General features: G+C 34.9%; 16 protein-coding genes. 6 read left to right on the forward strand and 10 right to left on the reverse strand.

Going from position 1 to position 22,267, the window contains the following annotated elements:
* The first annotated feature begins 66 nt into the window (after positions 1 to 66).
* The 3 genes from GR162_RS17830 to GR162_RS17840 are packed head-to-tail and all read left to right on the forward strand — an operon-like array spanning position 67 to position 4,600.
* Complete coding sequence (locus GR162_RS17830; RefSeq protein WP_160783221.1) at positions 67 to 2,889, forward strand: AsmA family protein; 2,823 nt, start codon at positions 67 to 69, stop codon at positions 2,887 to 2,889.
* Positions 2,889 to 3,404: a low affinity iron permease family protein gene (locus GR162_RS17835; RefSeq protein WP_160783222.1), complete on the forward strand. Its 516-nt coding sequence runs from the start codon at positions 2,889 to 2,891 to the stop codon at positions 3,402 to 3,404. Before GR162_RS17830 ends, GR162_RS17835 begins: the two co-directional genes overlap by 1 nt.
* Complete coding sequence (locus tag GR162_RS17840; protein ID WP_160783223.1) at positions 3,401 to 4,600, forward strand: FAD-binding oxidoreductase; 1,200 nt, start codon at positions 3,401 to 3,403, stop codon at positions 4,598 to 4,600. The genes GR162_RS17835 and GR162_RS17840 overlap by 4 nt, the downstream gene beginning before the upstream one ends.
* 194 nt (positions 4,601 to 4,794) lie before the next feature.
* On the opposite strand, the gene GR162_RS17845 is transcribed toward GR162_RS17840, so the two are convergent.
* Positions 4,795 to 5,820, reverse strand: a complete 1,026-nt coding sequence (locus GR162_RS17845) for an AraC family transcriptional regulator (protein ID WP_008467767.1) — start codon at positions 5,818 to 5,820, stop codon at positions 4,795 to 4,797.
* A 170-nt stretch (positions 5,821 to 5,990) separates the two neighbouring features.
* Between GR162_RS17845 and GR162_RS17850 the strand changes: the two genes are divergently transcribed.
* Together GR162_RS17850 and GR162_RS17855 are read left to right on the forward strand one after the other, a co-directional pair.
* A complete protein-coding gene (locus GR162_RS17850; protein WP_160783224.1) occupies positions 5,991 to 6,476 on the forward strand; it encodes a DNA-deoxyinosine glycosylase in 486 nt (161 codons plus the stop codon).
* Between the two features lie 299 nt (positions 6,477 to 6,775).
* Positions 6,776 to 7,210: a DUF6526 family protein gene (locus GR162_RS17855; RefSeq protein WP_160783225.1), complete on the forward strand. Its 435-nt coding sequence runs from the start codon at positions 6,776 to 6,778 to the stop codon at positions 7,208 to 7,210.
* Between the two features lie 102 nt (positions 7,211 to 7,312).
* Here GR162_RS17855 and GR162_RS17860 read toward each other — a convergent pair whose 3' ends face one another.
* The 3 genes from GR162_RS17860 to GR162_RS17870 form a co-directional block, all read right to left on the reverse strand.
* Positions 7,313 to 8,479 carry a hypothetical protein gene (locus GR162_RS17860; protein ID WP_160783226.1) on the reverse strand — a complete coding sequence of 389 codons (1,167 nt, stop codon included), beginning with the start codon at positions 8,477 to 8,479 and terminating at the stop codon, positions 7,313 to 7,315.
* A 423-nt stretch (positions 8,480 to 8,902) separates the two neighbouring features.
* Positions 8,903 to 10,324, reverse strand: a complete 1,422-nt coding sequence (locus GR162_RS17865) for an MATE family efflux transporter (RefSeq protein WP_160783227.1) — start codon at positions 10,322 to 10,324, stop codon at positions 8,903 to 8,905.
* Between the two features lie 62 nt (positions 10,325 to 10,386).
* Positions 10,387 to 10,863, reverse strand: a complete 477-nt coding sequence (locus GR162_RS17870; RefSeq protein WP_160783228.1) for a MarR family winged helix-turn-helix transcriptional regulator — start codon at positions 10,861 to 10,863, stop codon at positions 10,387 to 10,389.
* A gap of 174 nt (positions 10,864 to 11,037) precedes the next feature.
* On the opposite strand from GR162_RS17870, the gene GR162_RS17875 reads away from it, so the two are divergent.
* Positions 11,038 to 11,949 carry a hypothetical protein gene (locus GR162_RS17875; protein WP_160783229.1) on the forward strand — a complete coding sequence of 304 codons (912 nt, stop codon included), beginning with the start codon at positions 11,038 to 11,040 and terminating at the stop codon, positions 11,947 to 11,949.
* Between the two features lie 372 nt (positions 11,950 to 12,321).
* Here GR162_RS17875 and GR162_RS17880 read toward each other — a convergent pair whose 3' ends face one another.
* The 6 genes from GR162_RS17880 to GR162_RS17905 form a co-directional block, all read right to left on the reverse strand.
* Positions 12,322 to 14,340: a glycoside hydrolase family 97 protein gene (locus GR162_RS17880; RefSeq protein ID WP_160783230.1), complete on the reverse strand. Its 2,019-nt coding sequence runs from the start codon at positions 14,338 to 14,340 to the stop codon at positions 12,322 to 12,324.
* 25 nt (positions 14,341 to 14,365) lie between these two features.
* Positions 14,366 to 15,610 (reverse strand): glycoside hydrolase family 71/99-like protein, encoded by a 1,245-nt coding sequence (locus GR162_RS17885; RefSeq protein ID WP_160783231.1) that lies wholly within the window; start codon positions 15,608 to 15,610, stop codon positions 14,366 to 14,368.
* A 277-nt stretch (positions 15,611 to 15,887) separates the two neighbouring features.
* Positions 15,888 to 17,399, reverse strand: coding sequence for a RagB/SusD family nutrient uptake outer membrane protein (locus GR162_RS17890; protein ID WP_008467783.1), 1,512 nt, complete (start codon positions 17,397 to 17,399; stop codon positions 15,888 to 15,890).
* Positions 17,400 to 17,427: 28 nt separating this feature from the next.
* A complete protein-coding gene (locus GR162_RS17895) occupies positions 17,428 to 20,427 on the reverse strand; it encodes a TonB-dependent receptor (RefSeq protein WP_236940339.1) in 3,000 nt (999 codons plus the stop codon).
* Positions 20,428 to 20,455: 28 nt separating this feature from the next.
* Positions 20,456 to 21,538, reverse strand: coding sequence for a hypothetical protein (locus GR162_RS17900; RefSeq protein WP_008467788.1), 1,083 nt, complete (start codon positions 21,536 to 21,538; stop codon positions 20,456 to 20,458).
* Positions 21,539 to 21,546: 8 nt separating this feature from the next.
* Positions 21,547 to 22,068, reverse strand: a complete 522-nt coding sequence (locus GR162_RS17905; RefSeq protein WP_008467791.1) for a DUF5004 domain-containing protein — start codon at positions 22,066 to 22,068, stop codon at positions 21,547 to 21,549.
* Positions 22,069 to 22,267: the final 199 nt, after the last annotated feature.

Here is a 22,267-nt window from a genome sequence, read left to right on the forward strand (position 1 = left end):
ATGCTTTCCTGAGCGTATGTTTCACAATTCATAATTCACAATTTATAATTCACAATCAAAAAGTATATGCCTAGTTCAATAAAACATACCGCCTTAAAAGTCTTAAAAATTACTGGAATTACGATTGCGGTGATTCTGTTTTTGCTGTTTATTATTCCGCTGCTTTTTCCTGGAAAAATTGCCACAGAAGTAAAGAAAATCGCCAACGAACGCCTGGATACCAAATTGGAATTTACTAAATCTAAGCTGTCATTTTTTACACATTTCCCTTCACTAACTGTTGCTCTTGATGATTTGTCATTAACGGGTTCTAAGCCTTTCAGCAATGATACATTGCTAAAAGCAGATCAGGTTGCTTTTGGAATTGACATTAAGAGATTGCTTTTTGATAACGAAGTTAAAATCAACAAACTGTATGTTTCTGATGCTTTGATTAATGTAATGGTCAACGAAAAAGGTCAGGCCAATTATAACATTTATGTAGCTCCTGAAGACAGAGATAAAAAAGAAGATCCAAATGCTCCAGAAGAAGGAACTGCAATTCGACTAGAACGGATTGATTTACAAAACTGCCATGTAAAATATAATGATCGTTCCGCTAAGATTTTGATTGATGCAAAAGGTTTTAATTATATTGGAAAAGGAAATTTGAGTGAAGATATTTTTGACCTCGCAACCGATGCCAAAATTGACAATCTCGATTTCTTTTATGATCGAACAGGCTATTTGAGAAGAAAAAAAGTGAGCGCCGATTTGATTACCCGCATCAATACGCACGCTCTTACCTTTATTCTTCAAAAAAATGAACTTCATATCAATAAACTGCCTCTAAAATTTACAGGTTTATTTACCATTTTAAGAGACGGATACAAAATCAATATAAAAGCAGCTTCTGAGAATACAACCGTAAAAGATTTATTTTCTGTAATGCCTCCCGAATATTTGACGTGGCTTGAAAGAACAGAAATTTCAGGAAGAAGCGATTTACTGCTGACTTTTAAAGGAGATTATAATGTTCCAAAAAAGCAAAAACCAAACTTGGCTTTCAATTTAAAAATCAATAACGGTGCTGTAAATTATCAAAACGCGCCCGTTCCTTTAACTGATTTTCAAATGGACTTAAATGCCATGCTTCCTTCTTTGGATACCGAACAATTGCTGGTTAATTTGAGAACATTTAAATTTAAAGTTGGCGAAAAAGACTATTTTAATGCTTATCTGCACAGCAAAGGTTTAAGCGAAATGTCGATTAATGCGAGTTTGAAGGGCGCATTAGACCTTGCTGTTGTAGATGCTGCTTTAGGTCTGGAAAATATTGATCTAAAAGGTATTTTAAAAACCGATATTCAAGCACGCGGACTTTTCAGTACTTCTAAAAAATTATTTCCAAAAACGATCGGCGGTATTTCTTTGCGAAACGGATGGCTTAAAACAAAGTATTATCCAAATCCAATTACCAATATCACTTTTATAGCCAATGTGCTAAATAAAGTGGGAACCTATCAAGATTTGATTGTTGCTGTGGCGCCTTTCTCTTTTGTTTTTGAAGGAAACCCGGTGTATGTCAATGCAACATTATCCGATTTTAATGATCTGGCTTATAATGCCAAGATTAAAGGCGAGTTGAACGTGGGCAGAATCTATCAGGTATTCTCACAAAAAGGTTTGGATTTAACTGGGTATGCCAAAGCTGATCTTTCTTTAAAAGGAAAACAAAGTTATGCCACAACGGGACAGTATGACAAACTAGATAATAAAGGAACTTTACTTCTAAAAAATATAAAAGCAACATCCGAATTGTTTCCAAAAGCGTTCTATATCAAACAGGGAAATTTCCGTTTTCAGAACGAAAAAATGTGGTTTGAAAAATTCAATGCTGCTTATGGAAAATCAGATTTTGATATCAATGGCTATCTGTTGAACACCATTAATTACTTCTTAGAATCAAAAGGAACTTTAAGCGGTAATTTCAATCTGAAATCAAAATTGATTAACGTGGATGAATTTATGGCGCTCAAAGAAGGCGAAAATAATGATCGAGACATTAAAGTGGAATATGCCAAAGAAGATCATCCGAAAATGAGCGGTGTGGTCATTATTCCGAAAAACCTAAATGTCAGTTTAAATGCAAATGCAGATAAAATTGAATATAATAAATTGGTTTTTAACAAACTAAATGGAAAAATAGGTGTAAAAAAAGAAGGATTTTACTTAGAAAATATTACCTTTAATATCATTGACTGTGTTTTAGGGATTAATGCTTTTTATAAAGATGAGTCTCCAACCTCTGCACATTTTGATGCTCATTTTACGGCAAAAGACTTTGATGTACAGAGAGCTTACAAAGAAATTCCGATGTTTCATGATATGGTCACAGCAGCTGAAAAAGCACACGGAATAATTTCTGTCGACTATAAGGTAAAAGGAGATTTGAACGGAAATATGGGTCCTATTTATGAATCAATGCAAGGTGGAGGAACGATTAATTTACGTGATGTGAAAATTAAAGGATTGAAACTTTTTGATGGAATTAGTTCTAAAACAGGGCAAAACGGTTTGAATAATCCTGATATGAAAGGAATTGAAATTAAATCGACAATCGATAAAAATCTTATTAGTATAGAGCCTTTTACTTTTAGTGTAGCCAGTTTTAGGCCAACCATTAAAGGAACTACAAGCTTTGACGGACTTTTGGATCTGAGAATGCGTTTAGGTCTTCCGCTTTTTGGAATCATCGGATTTCCGATCGTAATTACTGGAACGCATGAAGCTCCAAAAATTAAAATATTCAGTAAAACAGGCCAAGAAATTAACCCTGCTGTTTATGATGAAAAAAACAATAAAGTTATTCGAGAAGAAAAAGTGAGCAACCCCAGAACAAAGAAATAATGAATTCTAAATCTCAACATAAAAACAGTGCATTCGAAAAGTTTGCTACAAAAGTGTCTAAAGCTGCTGGAAGCACTCCAGCTTTTATTGGTGCGTTGGCCCTTGTTGTGGGCTGGGCGGCTTCGGGACCTATTTTCGATTATTCTGAAACTTGGCAATTGGTCATCAATACAGGCACAACCATTATTACCTTTTTGATGGTTTTCTTAATTCAAAAAGCCCAAAACAAGGATTCGCTTGCCATTCAGTTAAAACTAAACGAACTCGTAGCATCAAATGAATTATCCAGCAATAGTTTAGTCGACATTGAAAGTATGACTGAAGAAGAGATGATCATTATCCAAAAATATTATCATCATTTGAGCCAATTGGCAAAGAAGGACCGAACTATAAGAACTTCGCATTCAATTGCCGAAGCAAATGAACTTCATAATCGTAAAAAAGAAAAAAATATAAAACCAGATAACATCAAAAAAACTACCCAAAATACCTCTAAAAAAATAACCAAAAAATGAAATTGAGCTCTACTGAAACCTATTGGCCGTTAAAAAATGCCATAAAACAAAGTTACCCTTCAATTGATTCCGATATTACCACCGACATTTTAATAATTGGCGGTGGCATTACAGGCGCTTTAACAGCTTATAAATTACTTAACGAAGGAAAAAAAATTGTTCTTGTAGACCGTCGCGATGTCTGTGGCGGAAGCACTTCTGGAAGTACAGCACTTCTTCAATATGAAATTGATGTTCCACTACATCAACTCATTAAACTTCGTGGCACAAGATGCGCCGTAGACAGTTATCAGAATGGAAAAAAAGCAATTTTTGACCTTCGAAATATCATTGATGAAGTAGGTTGCGATTGTGGTTTCGAATTCAAGAAAAGCGTTTATTTCACTACTTTAAAAAAAGATGTGCCTTATTTAAAAAATGAGTTTAAAGCCCGAAAGCAACATGGTTTTGAAATCAGCTGGCTGGGCAGATCAGAATTGCAAAAAATGGGGCTGAATGCCATTGCAGGAATTGAATCTAAAACTGCAGCTGTTATGGATCCGTTTAAACTTGCCAGTGATCTTCTGTTTCATTGTCATGAAAAAGGCATGCAGATTTTTGACCGCACTAATATTGCTTCCATACAGCATCAAAAAGGTAAAATTATTGCCACTACAGACTCAAAACATGTTATTACGGCTGATCACATAATACATTGCACAGGTTATGAGAGCACAGAAACTCTGAAGGAAAAAGTGGTCGATTTAAAAAGCACTTATGTTATTGCCTCTGAGAGTCAGTCTGATCTTCCAGAAAATTTCAGACATACTATATTTTGGGATACCGCTTCGCCTTATCATTACATAAGAACTACAGAAGATAACCGCATTATAATGGGTGGCGGAGACGAAGATTTTAAAGACACCAAAAAGCGCGATAAATTGCTGCCTAAAAAAGAACAATATCTTTTAAAACAATTTTTTAAAAGATTCCCAGATTTAGATTTTAAAATTGATTATTCCTGGGCAGGAACTTTCGGAGAAACTAAAGATGGTCTTCCTTATTTCGGAAAGCCAAATCCGAGAAAAAACGAACATTATATTCTAGGTTTCGGCGGAAACGGAATCACCTTCAGCATATTGGGAACAAATTCTATCCTGGATTCACTTTACAACAAAAAAAATACAGATTTGGATTATTATCGATTTGGACGTTAGAAACATGCTAAGCTTCTGAGACGCCAAGGTGTTAAGTTTTTTATTTTAAGTATATGATAAAACCCTCAGATTTTGAGTTCTCAAAATCTGAGGGTTTTATTTTATATATTGCTTTAGAGCTAGCGACTTTATTTTTTTGAGATGGCAAAAAAGCTTAGAATCTTAGCGTCTCAGAACCTTAGCAACTTCGCCCATTAGGCCGTAATAGCCAAAGAATTCAAATTAAACTTATATTCTTTTGGACTGCAGTTGAATTTTTGTTTGAAAATTTTGGAGAAATAGCTTCTGCTGGTAAAACCAATGCAATACACTATTTCTGAAATATTTAGATCAGAAGTTCTGATAAGAATTTCTGCTTTAAGCACTCGCATGTGCGTAATGTAATCGTTGACCGTGCGATTATGGATCATTTTAAAACCTTCTTGAAGTTTATTTGGAGAAAGTCCAGATTTTTTGCTCAAAGATTTAATTGAAAAAGCTTCTTCTGGATTTGATTTTATAAATTCAGAAAGTTCTTTTATTTCTTCTAGTTCTCTCAATGTCAATCCGTTTGACTCGTTTGCAAAAGCATGCAAGTCATCAGAGTGTTGTTGAATTTCCATCGCAAGAATGATTCTCATAATTCCTTCTTTCAATAAATTTCTAACAACTCCAGTTTGTGTGATCGAATTAAGCTGTTCGATTTTTTCGGCAATCTGTAAATTATAAGATCCTATATAGAAGAAATCTGATGTTTGGTTATTTTCAAAAAAAGTATCTTTTACCTGCTGATTTAAAGAATGAGCCTGATTTGCAGCGTCAATCTGAGTTCCAACAATAATTAAAGTCAGTTTTGTTTTTTTTCCTTTCTCGAAAAACAAAACGTTATCCTTATTTTGTTTTGATGAAACAATTGCCGTCTGAAATGTTTTGAGTTTTCGCTCCTCACCATTTAGTCCAAAACTATGCGATAAATTACCTTTAGAACAATAAGCAAAATAAATTGGCGACGATTTTACGTTTAGAATATCTAGTCTAATATCTGTTGAAAATGTCATGTCAAATTGAACGTAAGAGATATTATCGTTAAAAGAAGCGCCAATTATTGAACCTTCAGCAAAACTATTTTCAACTTCTAATGTGTATTCGTCTGAGTCAAAAGCCACCTTTCCGCCAAAACTAGTCTGAAGCTCATCAAATATATTTTGAGTTTTTTCTGTATTTATAGTAACAATTTTCATGGTTCGCCGGATTTAAAATTATAATTTGCTAACAGATTATTTCTAGAAATCTGAAAGTCAAAGTTCGTTTAAAGACCCGCCAAAAATGTTATATAATTTTTTGGTTTTGTTTTATAATTCCTTATAAATGTTTATTTTAACGTAAATCAATATTTATTCAACTTACAAGTATGAAAAGTTTTTCGTTTGCTCCTATTAGTTCTCCCACTTCTAAAATTCTGATTTTAGGCACGATGCCTGGAACTAAATCTTTAGAACTCAATCAATATTATGGCCATAACCAGAATAACTTTTGGAAATTTATGTTTCAGATTCTTGGAGAAGAATTTTCGAAGGATTACGAAATACGAAAAAGCTTATTAATTAAAAATAATATCGCTCTTTGGGATGTCTTACAATTTTGCGAGCGTGTTGGAAGTTTGGACAGCGCCATAAAAAATGAAATTGCAAATGATTTTGAAAATTTCTTAGAAACTCATACACAAATAGAAGCCATTCTTTTTAATGGGCAAAAAGCCGCAGCATTTTTTAAAAAATATGTTCATTTAACAAAAGAATATAAAACTTTTACACTTCCATCAACAAGTCCTGCCAATGCTAGTAAGGCTTTCCAAGATAAATTCAACGAATGGAGCATCGTTAAAACCTTATTATAAGACAATAATTTTATATAATTACAATGCAAATATTGGAATCATGTAACTTTTTCCGTTTAAAATATAACAAAATACAGCCGCTCTCAATCTAATTTTACATCAAAGAAAAATAAGCCATATTGAAGATTTGATTCACGAAAAGAAAAGGCTTTATTCTTATTAAAATTTACAAAGCAAACTGTAAAAAGTTTAGTCTATAAAGAGAACATTGGTTATGTTAGTTTATTTTTGGGAAAAAGCTACTCTATAGAAATATAGAGTAGTTTTGTTTTTATAAGCTACCATTTAAAGATAAAAACATGAAAATTCAGACTTATTATAATCATATACGGTTTTACACCCCACACCATTTTATATATTATCCTGTTTTAATATTATTTTTAATTGCCAGCATTTATTTGAGTATTACAACAGAAGACCATTTAATATGGGCGTTTATCAGTGCAGCGTTTGTATTTCTGTTTGTATTGGCTTATATGCTTCGCCAGCACTATGCGCTAACGCTGCAAAACAGAATTGTACGTTTAGAAATGCGTTACCGCTATTTTACCCTTACTGGAAAAAGATTCGAAGAATTTGAATATAAACTTACAGACGATCAGATATTTGCCTTACGTTTTGCGCCAGACAACGAATTGATTCCACTTGTAGAAGATGTTTTAAAAAACAACCTAACCGGTGATGCAATCAAAAAAGCCATCGTACACTGGAAAGCAGATTATCACAGAGTTTAAATAGCAAGGGCAAATACAATGACAAAATACAATATCAATTTTAATTTTTAATTTTTTAAATTAATTATTGATTTTTGACATTGTCATTGAATTTTGATATTGTTACTGATTTTTCTTTCTATTAAAAATAAGATAAAACAGAAAGAGTGCCATCCAAACCGAAACGATTACAGCAAAATAAATTGCCATAATATTCGGATGCAAGTAATTAGGCTCGTAAAACAACTTATTTAGCGTCTTAAATTTTTCTGCTAAAGCTTTTCTATCAAAAGTATTTCGAATTCCGTTAAGCGGCTCATCTTGGTTATCTCTGTAATGATATACATCTTGAGTTAATTGCTTAGGAACTAAACTCGTTTCTATGTTGTATTTTCTCAAAATCGTGTCTAATCTCTGAAAAGTATAGGTAAGCGAATCTTTCTTAGAATTATACAGTAATTTATAACGATCTACAGCAGCCTGGTAAGTTTGTTTGCCAATAGAATCTCCATGAACAGGACTAAATAAAGATTTGTTTTCCAAGAAAATACAAATATCATTATCATGTTCCGGATGAACCTGAATGCCTTTAAAAACAATTTCTGTACTATCGCCAATAACTGTTTTTGAGATAACTCTTTTGTACAACTCTTCTTTGTCAAAACCAAGAATATCAAAAATACTATCTGCTTTATGGGTTGTTTTATCAAAAGTGCTTGTCAGCGCTTTTATGGTATCGATACTATAATAACTGGTTTCAGTAATTGGATATTCGCCCGTTACAATGGTATCTTCCTGCTTAATCACAGGATATGGTTTTGGATATAAAATGTTCTCGTAATTGAATAATTTCTCAGAACTGTAAGAAGTATATCCATACAAAAACGGATTTAAAACATTCAAAAGTTTTTTGTCATTATTAAAATCATTTTCAGACAATTCTGTTTTCAGTTTAGCGTTCATTCCGAAACTGTAACTGATAAAAAATGAAAAAGTCAAAAATGAAATCAGCAGCAGACAAATGGCAACTTTAAAAAGATTACCACCTTTATAATTTTCTCTCGAATGATTTCGAATCAGAAAAATCAAGAAAATAAGCAAAAACAATCCGCTTACAAAAAAATGAGAAATCGAAACGTCATCATAAAATTTAAATCGGTAGAATTCGGTATAGATATTAATATTCTTGAGCCCTTCAAAAGTAAAATAACCGTATAAAAAGTAAGCTAGATGAATTAAGGCTAATACAATAACAGATTTTACGAAATAACGCTTTAGATTTTTTGTCATTTTTTTAAGGGTGCTAAGGTTCTGAGATGCTAAGATACTAAGCTTCTAATATACTTAAAATTTATTTTTTCTTTCATAAAAATATAATAATCTGGGCGTGCCACCATTATAAAAAAAGGGCAAACCATAGCAAACCGCATATTCGCCCTTTTTTTATAATGCTGTCGGGCTGTCCATGCTGCTTCGGCAGCTTATTCCCATCCCTCACGCATCACGTTTTCAAAACAAGTTTCCAAAACATTTAGCCATTCAATAAAACTAACCGACAAAGAATTTCCGAAGAGACGCACTGCAGTGCGTCTAAAATTAGGATATCCCCAATCTGCCAATTTTTCGTTAGATGCACTGCAGTGCTCTACAAAAAAATTCAGAACCTCAGAACCCTAGCATCTCAGAATCTCAGAATCTCAGAATCTTAGCCCCTTATTTAGAAATATCAAATCCCTCCTTCACAATTTCGCTTTCCACCTTATCAATCAATTTATTGGTTTTACCGGTCAATCTTTCCTTCTTCCAATCGCCTTTTGCATATATGGCTACTGTAATTAAAGCCGTTATAACAGAAGCAATCGGAAAAGCCCACCAGATTCCAATTTTGCCCAAAGAAGTATTATGAGACAAAATATAAGCCAACGGAAATTGAATTACCCATTGTGAAACTAAAGTTAGAATCATTGGTAATTTGGTATTTCCAACAGCACGAAAGACGCCTGTTAGACAAAGCTGCAAACCAAGAAATCCCCAAGAAAGACACGTAATTCTTAGCAATTCTGTTCCACCTTCAATAACTGCTTGATCGTTTGGAACAAAAAAGGCAATTAAATACGGAGCAAAAATAAAAGCAATAATTCCTAGACCAGTCAATAATCCGAAACCTAAATATGCTCCTAACTTTGATATTTCGGCGGCACGAGTAACATTCCCTGCTCCAATATTTTGTCCTACAAGAGTGGCAATCGCCATAGACAAACCTAAAGCTGGAATTAAAATCAGCTGAATCAAATTGGAACCTGCTCCATAAGAAGCCACTGTCAATGTACCGAAACGAACAATCAGAAACGTAATAGCCATCATTCCCAAAGCACGCATAGACTGCTCGATTGAAGACGGAAAACCAATTTCAAAAGCTCTTTTAATATGTTTACAATCAGGTTTAAAATCGGCAATGCGAAGATGAATTCCGTGATTTCCTCTAAATAAAATCGCAAATCCGATTATAATTGCCAGAAGCTGTGTCGATAAAGTTGCTAAGGCAGCACCTTTTACACCCAAAGCAGGAATAAAATTCCATCCGTAAATAAACAACGGATCGAGTGCAAAATTCAGAATAACAGTTCCTAAAACTATATAAACAGGCAAAGTCACGCGCCCAACACCACGCATGATCGATTGGAAAATCATAAATCCGAAACTAAAAACCAAACCGACAAACGCGACACGCATAAATCCTAACGCATCGACATAAACTGTAGGTTCTACCTTTAGCAGATATAAAAAATATGGACTCAAAATATACCCGACAATCGACAAGAAAACAGAAACTATAATTACCATCGACAAAGTCTGCGCCGCAACGTGATTGACCATTTTTTGGTTTCCTGCACCGAAATACTGTGCAATTAAGATAGAACCCGCAATAGCCAGTCCTGTTCCTAAAGCGATGGTTAAAAATATTACAGGCGTACTTATAGAAACCGCAGCAACGGCATCTCCGCCCAAACGCCCTACCCAAAAAGCATCTACCAACTGATATGCGGCTTGTAATAAATTAGCAATCATAATTGGGACTGCTAATTTTAATAATGAAGAAAGGATTGGCCCTTCTAACAATTCGTTTTTTTTCATTTATCCAAATACTAATTATCCCTAAATAAGTTGATATGTCAACTTTTAAAAGTCAAAAAAAATCAAAGCGTTTCAAGCTTATCTGCATACGATCTCACAGCATTCAGCGCTTCGATTCTTTCTTTTGGAGAAAAAACAGACATTACTTCCTCTTCTGCTCTTTTCATCAGAGAACGAATGTTTTTTGCCAATGCGATTCCCTCATTTGTAAGACTTACAATATTTTTTCGCTTATCTTTTTTATCTTTTACTACTTCAACCAAATTCTTTTTTTCTAATGCTGAAATACTTCTTAAAATAGAAGATTTGTCGCGCATTGTTTTATCTGACAGCTCTCTTTGCGAAAGACTATTATGATGCAGAATCATTAACAATGGCAATTGTTCCAGCTGTAAAGTGATTCCTGCTTCATTCATTAACGCATTTGTTCGTCTGAAAATTGCTCGTTTGATACGGTGAATCTGAAAGAAGAAACTGTCTGATATTTCTTCTTTCCAAAAGTTTGAAAAATTGTCCTTATCGGTATGTTTTTTTTCCATGATGCAAAATTACAAAAAAGAGTGACATGTCAACTATTTTTAATAAAAATCCTTATTTTATTGATACACAATTGCTTCATAAAAATAATTCGGCTTTAAAAACAAAAATGAACGATTATTTTTACTAACTTTAATTGTTAAATATTACCTAATAAAAACTTAAAAACTAATCTGATGAAACAATTATTTATTTTTTTGGTAATGATGCTCCTTTGGATTCCGCTAAATGCTCAGACAATTGCTGAAGCCACTAAAAACGAAGACTTAACAACTTTTAAAACTGAAACTGACGATTTTCAAGATAATAGCGTTGATGATCTGCCCTGGCACAATAGAAAATTTAAAGTTTCTGCCGGTGGTTTTTTTCCTGTAAATAATACTGTGGTTAAAGTTGAAGGAAATAACGGAAATATAGGAACTGAAATTGACCTGGAAAATGATTTAGGATTTACTAAATCAAGTGCGTCTTTTTTGGGAACTTTTGATTGGCGCATTTCTAAAAGATCACGATTAGGTTTTGAGTATTTTGTGCTGGACCGAACTGCAACCAAAACACTGCAAAGAGATATTAATTTTGGAGATCATACGTATCCTGTAGATGGTAGGGTTCAAGGTACTTTTAATGTACAGATTGCCAGAATTGCCTATGGTTATGCTATTTTATCTAAACCGAAATACCAAGCCGGTCTATTAATTGGGGCGCATGTTCTTTTTGCAGATCTGGGCTTACGATTAGAAGCGAATACACAAAGTGTAGAATATCATGATAGCTTTGACTTTACTGCCCCACTGCCAGATGTTGGAATATGGGGAGAATTTGTTCTCGGAAAACGTTGGGGTTTATATGCCAACGTAAATTATCTTGCCGTAAAAATTGATGAAACCGATGGACGAATTATAAGCTACAATTTATCGGTATTATATAATGTGGTTAAAAACTTCAGCCTTACTGCGGGTTATACCGGTCTGAATTTTAGAATTGATACTGTTCAAGATCGATTAAACGGCTTCTTAAAATGGGGCTATAACGGACCAACGCTAACAGCTGTTTACACTTTTGGAAAACATGTTAAGGTAACTAAATAGAGGTTCTAAGATCCTGAGATACTAAGGTTCTAAGTTTTTTCTACCGCAAAGAGCGCAAAGAATTACGCAAAGCACGCAATTTTTTTTATCTCGCAAAGACGCAGAGTCGCAAAGTATATAAAAAAACTTTGCGACTCTGCGTCTTTGCGAGCAATTTAAACAGCAAGTTCGCAAAAGCTTAATAATAAAACTTTGCGTAATTCTTTGCGCTCTTTGCGGTTAAATAGATATACAAAAACAAACCCAATAACTTTATAGCTATCGGGTTTGTTACCAAACTTAAACTTACTTAACTTAACTTAACTTAACTTAACTTAACTCAAAATAAAACTTTATAAACTTAGATTCTTAGAAACTTAGAATCTTAAAAGACTATTTTTCGATTGGAGAAAATTTTACTGCTGTTCCGCCGCCAGCTGCCAATTTGATGTTTAAAACAGTTTTGCTGTTTACTTTTTGTTTAGAGATTGCTACAGGATATGGGTTTGTTTTATAATTTGCTCCAGGTCCGTCTGCGTAGATTTCTGCTTCGTATTCTTTGTCCTTATCTAAAAAAGATAAGGCAACTTTTAAATCTCTTGCATTTCTATTAGTGATCGAGCCTAAATACCAATTCTTTTCATCCCAATCTTTGCGGGCAATTGTAGCGTATTCTCCAATTTTAGAATCTAAAACTTTCGTGTCAGACCAAGTGCAAGGCACATCTTTTATGAATTGAAATTCTGGTTTGCCTTCATAATTTTCAGGTAAATCAGATGCCATTTGCAACGGACTGAAAATAATCACATACAATGCCAATTGATTTGCTAAAGTGGTTTGCACTTTTGCTCCAGATGGCGTTTTATAATCAAAATTGAAGTTCCCTGGTGTATAATCAAATGGTCCAGAAAGCATTCTTGTAAAAGGCAGAGTTGTTAAATGCTCAGGCGTATTTCCTCCGTCTACAGACCATGCGTTATATTCCTGTCCTCTTCCGCCTTCTTGCGACATGAAGTTCGGATATGTACGCTGTAAACCCGTTCCTTTCATCGGTTCGTGGTTATCAATCATAATGTGATATTTAGCCGCCGTTTCGATTACTTTTCTATAATGACGAGCGCCATATTGGCTATCATGCCATTCTTTTTTGTCCAAATATTTGTTTACATAACCCGTTTTAACAGAATTCACGCCCATTTTCTGATACAATTTGAACGCGTCTTCCAACTGGTTTTCATAATTTTTGGTTGCTCCAGCTGTTTCATGATGTCCGATTAAACGAACATTTTTCATGGCAGCATATTTTGTAATTTCTTCCAAATTAAAATCCGGATAAGCTTTTACAAAACTAAATGTATTGCCGTCAGCGGTCCAGTCGCCATCCCAACCTTCATTCCATCCTTCAACCAAAACTCCGTCAAAACCGTTTTTCGCAGCAAAATCGATGTACTCTTTTGTGTTTTTGGTCGTGGCACCGTGTTTAGGGCCTTGCCCCCAAGTGTATTTTTCCAAATGCATTCCCCACCAAATTCCAATATATTTAGATGGAGTGATCCAAGATAAATCTTCAATTTTTGAAGGTTCGTTCAGGTTTAGCATAATGGTTGAAGTTGCTACCTCACCAGGAGTTTTACCCACAACAATAGTTCTCCAAGGCGTTTTAAAAGGTGTTTCTGCGTATACTTTTACACCATCAGCCCACGGCACTAAATCACTTTTGTATTGTTTGTCTGTAGTTTTCAAAAGCGTCATTGAGGCAAAATCTGTTAGGTTGGCTTCATGAATGGCTACATATAATTTGTCTTTAGTTTCAAAAGTTGCTGGCGTATTGATCGTATCTGTTTTACTCATTAACGTTTTACGGTATTCGCTTTCGTAATAACTGTTTTCGCGGTGAACTGGAATCCACCAAACGTCATTGTTGTCTTTAAATGTAAATTGCGTTACTTCATTAGAGATTTTTACTTTTCCTAAATGAGGCTGTTTTGGAAATTCATAACGAAATCCGACACCATCATCAAAAACCCTGAAAATGATATCAACTAGACGCTCCTCACCTTTTGCTTCTTTTAAGTGAACAATCAGTTCGTTATGATGATCTCTTACTTTTTTGAATTCGCCCCAAGGCTGTTCCCAAGTTTCATCTGCCGATTTTTCTTCTGTCGAAACGACTTCAAAACCATCAGTCATTTTTGCTAAACCTTGAAATTCAAATCCCATGAGAGAAGGCTCAATAACCGATTTTCCATTAGAAGAAAAACTGTATTGCGGTTGTCCAGAAGGTGTCAATTCAAAGGTTAATTCAGATATTTTTTCAGGAGAACTGATTTTATACGTTTTTTTAGTACTGCAGGCCATAATCAGCATTGATGCGAATGCCACAAGACAGTATCTATATTTTCTGTTTTTCATTATTTAAATTGTATTAATTACAGCTCTATTTTATTTCGTTTATTACTTGTTTTGCTTTTGCTGGCTGCATCGAAACAAAATAATTAAACGCTTGGTCGAGTTTTTTCTGGATTTCGACATTTCCTTTTTTCTGTACGCGTAAATCATACAATTTGCTGATATCTGGAAATACGCTTTCTGTATTTTTTACTCCAGAGAAAGTTTTTATTTTTTCGATAAAAGAATAGCCAAACTCCACTGTTGGCTCCATCATGGTTCCTTCTCCGAAATCATTCCACGTAATCAGCTGCAGGTAATTTACATTGGCATTTTTTGCTAAAGCAAGAGTTTCATCAAGCGTTGCTCCATTGTTATGATCAATCGTCCAACCTATCGCTGCGCCACCTCCGCCTTCAGCATAAAAGTCTTTAAAACCTGGATAAGCACTTCCCATTGCTACGCTCAATTTTGGTTTGGTATTGGTATAGAAATTTGTGAGGTAACTGTTGTCTTTGTATACCCAAGCATATTCACCAGAAGCATTTTCTCCTGCCATTGAAGAGTGATCCCAAAGTGTCAAGAAAGTTGGTTTTGCTGTTAAAGTATTAAAGACATTTGTCCATTCAGCTGGGGTCTTTAGAACAATTGGTCCAAAATTCATTAAAAGCGGTTTGCCATTGATCTTAATATAATTAGCATCAGAAAAATAATTCTTTTCTACATAAGCCAGATCTGTTTTTGCTGCACCAGTTACTGAAATTGCCTTTCCTGCATTGACAACATTCGTCAAAAATCGATCTTCGTATACAATGGCATATTCCAAACCTACTTTGTCAAGCATTTCAATAAGCTGATCTGTATTTTCTTTAACCATTCTATAATCATTTACATCGTAAGTGCCATACCAGTCGATCAAAACTCCATCAATTCCTGAATATTTCATCAACAGCAAATGATTCTCAATCACATTTTTATCGCCTGAGTGATAAGGTCCAATCAGCGGATAATAATACGATGCAATTTCTCTTCGGCCATTTGCTCCTATATTGTTCGGATTTTTGTTTGCCATTGTCCAATGATATCCCCATTTTTTATCGGCACTACTTTCGTTGGTTTCAAACCACGGCATATAGTGCATATAAATCTTGGTGCTGTTGGTTTTCTCAATCGCAACAGGTACTGTTTTTTCTGGTTCTACTGGTTTGTCTGGCCCTTTGTCATCGCTGCTGCAGCCGGCAGCCATCACAATGCTCATCAAACCGAAAACCAACGATGTGATATATCTTTTCATATTGAGATACTATTTTATTTACTTAATAATTTAAACACATAGAAACATAGCTTTTTGAAACTTAGAAAAAGGCTTTTCACTTACATAAATACATCCCGATAGCTATCGGGACTATGTGTGAGAAACTAGTTTCTTTCCTTTTCCTTTTTTACACATAAAAACCTATGTTTCTATGTGTTAAACATATTTTAAGCACTGTCGATCTATTTAATGCAACATTTAAAAACATGTCAGCCTTCCACGACTAACCAACATGGAAGACTGACATTCTAGTAACCTAATTTGGATACCCAGGATTTTGTTTTAAGTTTTTGTTAGTAGTTAAAACGGTACTTGGGATTGGGAAAATTGCTCTATATTTCTCCGTTGTACCTTTTGACCACCACGGTTGGAAGAACGTTCCGAAACGGATATTATCTGTTCTTCTTCTCCCTTCAAATGTAAATTCTTTCAACAACTCTTGATCTATGAACGCAAGGTCAATTGTTGCAGGCAATTCTTCGCCTGCACGAGACGCCACTTGCTGTACAAATGGTCTAGCTAAATCTGGCGAACCTAAACGAACGTAACATTCTGCCTGCATCATCAAGATTTCTGCATAACGGATTAATACAAAATCATGATCACGCTCCCATTGTTCTCCTGCTTTCATTTCATATTTTGCCAAACGAACCCCTTCATTCTCTTTTGCATCTTCTAAACTTGTCAGATTCTCTGTATAGGTTAACGGTTCTCCGTTGTCCATCATAATCACAGAACCTGTTGCAAGATTGATTTGATCGCCTTCTAGCATACATTTTTTTCTTTTGTCTGTGTCTGCAAAAGCTGAGTAAACGCCCGGCTGCGCGCACATTCCGTTTGCACTCCAAGGATAATTGTTTGGTATTGCAGAAATAGCCAATTTTTGGTTGTAGTGGCAAGACATTGAGTTCATGTAATTTCCAACTGTTCCTGCTTTTGAATCGTAAGGGATTGCAAAAATAATTTCAGGAGAAGTTTGGTTTTCTGTCACGAAATTGGCGAAGAAATCTGGTGTTAAGCTGTAACCTGTAATTTTCTGGCACATATCTAAACAATCCTGCCAACGCGGCTGACCTATAAATGCTTCTGAATTTAAATATAGTCTAGCTAAAACAGCATATGCTACGTTTCTAGTGAATTTAGAATACACCACATTTGGATTTAAATACGGAATAGCATCTGTTAACTCTTTTTCGACAAAATCATACACTTGTTTCCTTGTTGAATTAGACGGAAGGTCTGTATCCTCAAAATTGGTTACAATTGGCACATTTCCGAACAAATCTAAAAGATTGTAGTAGTAATAGGCTCTAAGCGCTTTTAATTCGGCAAAGATTGGCGCTTTTGCTTTATCTGACAAAGATGATTTATTGATCTGATAAATAATAGCGTTGATTTTAGCGATTCCGGTATAATTGTATCGCCAAGCCGAAAGAATCATTCTGTTATCGGATTTCCAAGTATGTTTTTGAGCATCTTGATATTGTCCTCCATCGTACCAGTTTGTACCTCTTGTCGGAATTGTAGCTTCATCTGAAACTACTTCATTCAAAAAGAAAACATATTCGCAAGTTGGAAAATTATTTGAGATTGCATCGGAGAATCCTCTTAACGAAGAATAAGCTCCACCTACCAGCGCATCAATTTCTTTGGTTGTGTTTCCAAAATTTCCGTCTTCTACCTGATTATACAACTGTTCGTCCAAATCAGTACATGATACCGTAAAAAGCATGCTTAAAAGTAGGGCTGCTGTTATTTTGATTTTCATTTTTAATATTTTATGGTTATCAATTCGCTTAGTTATTCAGCGTAAAATTTAGTCCAACAGAAATTGTAGTTGGTCGAGGATAATTGTTGTATTTATCAATACCAGGAGCTGCCAATCCGGTTTGATCTGTACCATCTTGAGCATTTAAGCCAATTTCTGGATCTACACCTTTGTAACCTGTAATTACAAATAAGTTTTCTCCCATTACATACATTCTAAATTTAGATTTCTTGTATTTCAATGGCAAAGTATAACCAAAAGTCAAAGTCTGAAGTCTAAAGAAAGAAGCATCTTCAATCCAGTAATCAGAATACTTAGGGGCAGAAGTAATACCGCTACTTAAGAAAGAATCTGGCACATTAAAAGCAGGCAGTCTGTTCGGGTCGTTTAACATCATGTTGGTAGCATTTAAAGCTTTCTGGCCAAACATTCCGTATCCAGAAAATCCAAGATCAAAATTTCCGTAAGTAAAATTCATTCCGATACCTAAAGTCAAATCTGGCTGAATGTTTCCCAAATCTGTTTTGTCTGCATCAACCAAAGCGCTTTCCTCAACAACTTGTCCTGCTGCATTGTAATACTGAATTTTTCCGTTAGCATCTAAACCAGCATTTTTGAATCCCCAGAAAGTTCCGACAGGATATCCTTCAGCAATGATTTGAGAATATTGTCCAGACATACCTGCTAAACCATGAAGAGATCCGCTATAGATAACATCTGTTTTATAGGTTGGGTTTGACAGTTTTTCAATTTTCTGAACGTTGTGTCCAAGAGTTAAATTAGCATTCCAATTGAATTTATCTCCTCGAATAATATCAGCATTCAAAGTTAACTCTACCCCTTTGTTTGACATTTCACCAACGTTTGCCAGCATTGTTCCTACTAAATATGGTGGCTGAGGCACTTCATACGTATATAATAAATCTTTGGTTGTTTTAGAATACCATTCAAAAGATCCTGTAATTCTGTTGAAAAGTCCAAAATCGAAACCAATATTAACTTGTTCTGTAGATTCCCATTTCAAGTCAGGATTCGGGTTTTGTTTTGGAGAATAAGCCAAACTCCAAGTTTTTGTAACTGGATCGTAGTAACTGTCGTTTCCAACTCCCAAAATAGAAAGTGATTTGTACTCACCAATTCCGTCCTGATTTCCTGTAACTCCGTATCCTACTCTAAGTTTTAAATTATCCAACCATCCTTTTGAAGATTCCATAAATTCTTCGTTAGAAATTCTCCACGCAGCAGAAGCAGATGGAAAAGTTCCCCATTTATTGTTTTCTCCAAAACGGCTAGATCCATCACGTCTTACCGTTGCTGTCAATAAATATTTGCCATCGTAACCGTAGTTAGCACGAGCATAGAAAGAAACTAAATTTGATTTTCCTTTGTATGAATAAACATCACTCAAACGGTAATTGTAACCAGCTCCTAAATTGTTATAGCTGAAAGCATCTGTTACAAATCCGCCTCTTTGCGCTCCAAAACCTTCGTAGATATTTTCAAGGTAAGAATAACCGGCTAAAGCACTAATGTTATGTTTGTCGATCACTTTGCTGTAGTTTACATAAAGTTCACCTTGTGCATTGGTATATTCTGCATACGTTCTTTGTGCAAAACCGCCTTCAGTCTGTCCTTCCATAACCGCATAAGATGGTTTGTAAGTGCCTCCTTTTACAGCATTATGTTCTAACGAAATATTCGCTGTAGCAGTAAAGTCATTCAAGAATTTTACATCTGTTTTAAAATAACCTAAAAGTCTGTGTCTCTCATTATCGAAAGTTCTGTTAGTTAAAATCTCAACTGGATTTTCGTAAATATTTCCTGTTACCACACTAAAATTTCCGTTGGCATCGTAAACTGGAATTGTCGGATTTAAGTTGTATGCTCTTTCAAAAATTCTGTAATCGATTGGATGCCATTTGTCAATATTTGCAAATAAACCCATATCAAATTTTACTTCCTTGTTGTCTCCCAAAAATTGGTAAGCGCTAACATTGCCGCTTAATCTTTCTAAACCTGACTTTTTAATAACGCCTTCGTTGTTTAGGTAAGAAAGCGAAGTTCTAAAACCGCTATCTGCTTTTCCAGAATTGATGCTTAAAGTATGAGACTGAGAAATTGCCGTCTGCTCAATTGCTTTTTGCCAGTTTGTATTTGCACCATAATCAACCGCGTCTGCAATTTGATTCTGACGAACATATCCTCTCCATTGATTTGCAGATAATAAATCTAAGTTATCATTTACGTAACCTATCCCAGTTTGTCCGTTGTATACAACAGAAACTCCTTTTGTTCCAGATTTTGTTGTAATCATGATTACTCCGTTTGCACCACGAGAACCGTAGATTGCAGTTGCCGAAGCATCTTTAAGAACGTCCACCGATTTAATGTCTGAAGGTTGAACCACGTTTATGTCAACACCAGCAATTCCATCCACAACGATTAGCGGACTATTGCTTGCTGTTAAAGAAGTTCCTCCACGAAGACGGATTGTAGAACCCGCCGCAGGATCTCCAGAAGGACGAATAATATTCAATCCCGCTACTTTTCCTTGCAAAACCTGCTCTGTAGAAGAAATGTTTCCTTTTACTAAATCATCTGCTCCAACAGTCGAAATTGCTCCTGTCAAATCTGATTTTTTCACCTTTCCATAACCCACAGAAACTACTTGAACTTCTGCTAAAGTATAGCCGTCATTTTGCAGACGAACCTCAACGTTAGAAGTACTTCCGGTAATTTGGATTTTCTGTGTTGTTGATCCGATAAACGAAACTTCAATTGCACCTCCTACGGCTACCTGAAGACTGAATTTACCATCAAAATCTGTTGTAGTTCCGTTTTTTGTTCCTACTTCAATGATAGAAGCTCCCGGCAATACCGTACCTGTATTGTCATAAACGGTTCCTGAGATTTGTTTTTTCGTCTGCGCGAAAGTGCTGGCAGAAAGAAAAAGCATAAAAATCATCAATACCGCTCCTTTAGCAGTCCACATTTGATGCAGGACGCTTTTTTTATTTTTACTATTCATTAGAATTGGTGTTTTAATTTAATAGTGATTATTTATCTAAAGTTTTAAGCGGAATCGTCGTATCCGAAATCGTTTTGTCTTTATTATCTTTTACCAAAACGTGGATTTCACTTAAATTTGGAACTCCATTTAGTTCTGAAACTAAATTGACAAAACCTTTAATTTCTGAAGTTCCCCCTGTAAACTCACCAGAAATCGTTTTTGGTCCAGCTGTAATCGTGTAGATCAATTTGTTTACCCCTACCTCGTTATTTTTTCGCGACATTCCAAGAAAATCCTTTTGGCTAATTTGTGATGGAAAGAAAGCAAAACTTGGCGGCGGCGGCGGAATAAATTCTCCGGCATAAATAATCTGATCGCCAGAATTTGTGGTCCAATCTTTTGCTACCATAAGGAAAGTGATGTTTTCCATCACAAAACCTGGCTCGGTATTGTAGTATTGCTGTGGAATCAAATCCATTCTGTAGAAACCATTTCCAAGATCTTTCAATTTTGTCTTTTCAGAAACTTCTGGAATCCAAGCCTGATATTCTTGCAAAACAGCCCAGTTGTTTAGACCACTATGAAAGTGAACACTTGGCACACCTGCAAAACCATCTTTTAAATTTGAATTGAATAAAATACTTACCGGTTTATCAATCAAAGGTTTGGACGGATAAGATCTGATTAACTCATTTGCTGTATAAAAAGATGAAAAATCAGTATATGGCACATTGGCAACATCGCTCTGTTTAGATCCGTTTTTGTTTTTCAAACGAAACCAAAATCCATCGCTCTTAGCTATTTGTTCTGGAGTTTTAGAAAAATAAACTGTTGGAGTTAAAGTAAAACTCCAGATTTTATTTCCTTCATACTTTAATTTTGCAAAGTCAGAAGAGTTTTCCCAGTGTCCAGCATCTGGTTCAGATGGAGACCAAATCCAGATGTATAAATCTTCTGTTTCAGCAAATGTCGACGCCGACATGTCAAAATACCACGTAACCTGTTCATCATATTTGTACACAACAGGAAATGACGATATAGGCCCTACAGCTCCAGCGGCTTCTTGTGCCTGAATAAAATTAGGAGCCATCAACAAGGCAAGTAAAATTGTATATATAAACTTTTTCATGTTACTTTTTAATTAATAGCATTTAATTTAAACACATAAGACACAAAATCTACACCTCCAGAAGCATGTGTCAATTGAATCTGCATTTCTTTGGTTTTACCTGGAACTGAAACTAATCTCAATTCATCTGTTTTCTGCGTTTTTTGAGCATCGCTGTACAAATAGATTTTTGTTCCAACACCATTGGTCTGCTGAAAATCTGAGCTTAATGCCCAATATCCTTTAGGAGCAAATAACGGAGGGACATCTCCTGTTACTTCATAACTTGTTGGATTGTTCTTTTCATCTACGTTAAATTTGATTTTAAAATCTTCGTAGTTAAAATAAGTACTCAAGTTTTCTTCGTTTGGTTCGATCTTATTTGCTTTCGCAACTTCATCAACCATTTTCAGATTTGTTAATCCCCAATTTCCATTTACTTTTTCATAAAGAGTAATCGGTTCTACGTAGCTTCCGTCATCTGTGTTATCGCATCCGATAGCAAAGAAACACATCATAAAAGCTAGCCAATAAAGACTTTTACATTTCATAAATTTTTGGTTTTCGTTAGTTTGTTATCCCCTTCAAAAGGATACAGCGAAACTAGACCTTAAATAAATCCTAAAAAAAAAATCTGAGAAAAATCAAGATAAAATTCAAACAACAAAACACTTAAGCACTTAAAAGTCAACAGCTTAAAATTTTAAACATAAACAAAAAATCAAGATAGTGTTAAGATAAAAAGTAGCG

The organism is Flavobacterium sp. HBTb2-11-1 (assembly GCF_009826975.1).
In the GTDB taxonomy this organism is placed as follows: domain Bacteria; phylum Bacteroidota; class Bacteroidia; order Flavobacteriales; family Flavobacteriaceae; genus Flavobacterium.

Coding starts and splice junctions, on each gene's coding strand:
- GR162_RS17830 (WP_160783221.1), top strand. CDS start 67: ATGCCTAGTTCAATAAAACATACCGCCTTAAAAGTCTTAAAAATTACT.
- GR162_RS17835 (WP_160783222.1), top strand. CDS start 2,889: ATGAATTCTAAATCTCAACATAAAAACAGTGCATTCGAAAAGTTTGCT.
- GR162_RS17840 (WP_160783223.1), top strand. CDS start 3,401: ATGAAATTGAGCTCTACTGAAACCTATTGGCCGTTAAAAAATGCCATA.
- GR162_RS17845 (WP_008467767.1), bottom strand. CDS start 5,820: ATGAAAATTGTTACTATAAATACAGAAAAAACTCAAAATATATTTGAT.
- GR162_RS17850 (WP_160783224.1), top strand. CDS start 5,991: ATGAAAAGTTTTTCGTTTGCTCCTATTAGTTCTCCCACTTCTAAAATT.
- GR162_RS17855 (WP_160783225.1), top strand. CDS start 6,776: ATGAAAATTCAGACTTATTATAATCATATACGGTTTTACACCCCACAC.
- GR162_RS17860 (WP_160783226.1), bottom strand. CDS start 8,479: ATGACAAAAAATCTAAAGCGTTATTTCGTAAAATCTGTTATTGTATTA.
- GR162_RS17865 (WP_160783227.1), bottom strand. CDS start 10,324: ATGAAAAAAAACGAATTGTTAGAAGGGCCAATCCTTTCTTCATTATTA.
- GR162_RS17870 (WP_160783228.1), bottom strand. CDS start 10,863: ATGGAAAAAAAACATACCGATAAGGACAATTTTTCAAACTTTTGGAAA.
- GR162_RS17875 (WP_160783229.1), top strand. CDS start 11,038: ATGAAACAATTATTTATTTTTTTGGTAATGATGCTCCTTTGGATTCCG.
- GR162_RS17880 (WP_160783230.1), bottom strand. CDS start 14,340: ATGAAAAACAGAAAATATAGATACTGTCTTGTGGCATTCGCATCAATG.
- GR162_RS17885 (WP_160783231.1), bottom strand. CDS start 15,610: ATGAAAAGATATATCACATCGTTGGTTTTCGGTTTGATGAGCATTGTG.
- GR162_RS17890 (WP_008467783.1), bottom strand. CDS start 17,399: ATGAAAATCAAAATAACAGCAGCCCTACTTTTAAGCATGCTTTTTACG.
- GR162_RS17895 (WP_236940339.1), bottom strand. CDS start 20,427: ATGAATAGTAAAAATAAAAAAAGCGTCCTGCATCAAATGTGGACTGCT.
- GR162_RS17900 (WP_008467788.1), bottom strand. CDS start 21,538: ATGAAAAAGTTTATATATACAATTTTACTTGCCTTGTTGATGGCTCCT.
- GR162_RS17905 (WP_008467791.1), bottom strand. CDS start 22,068: ATGAAATGTAAAAGTCTTTATTGGCTAGCTTTTATGATGTGTTTCTTT.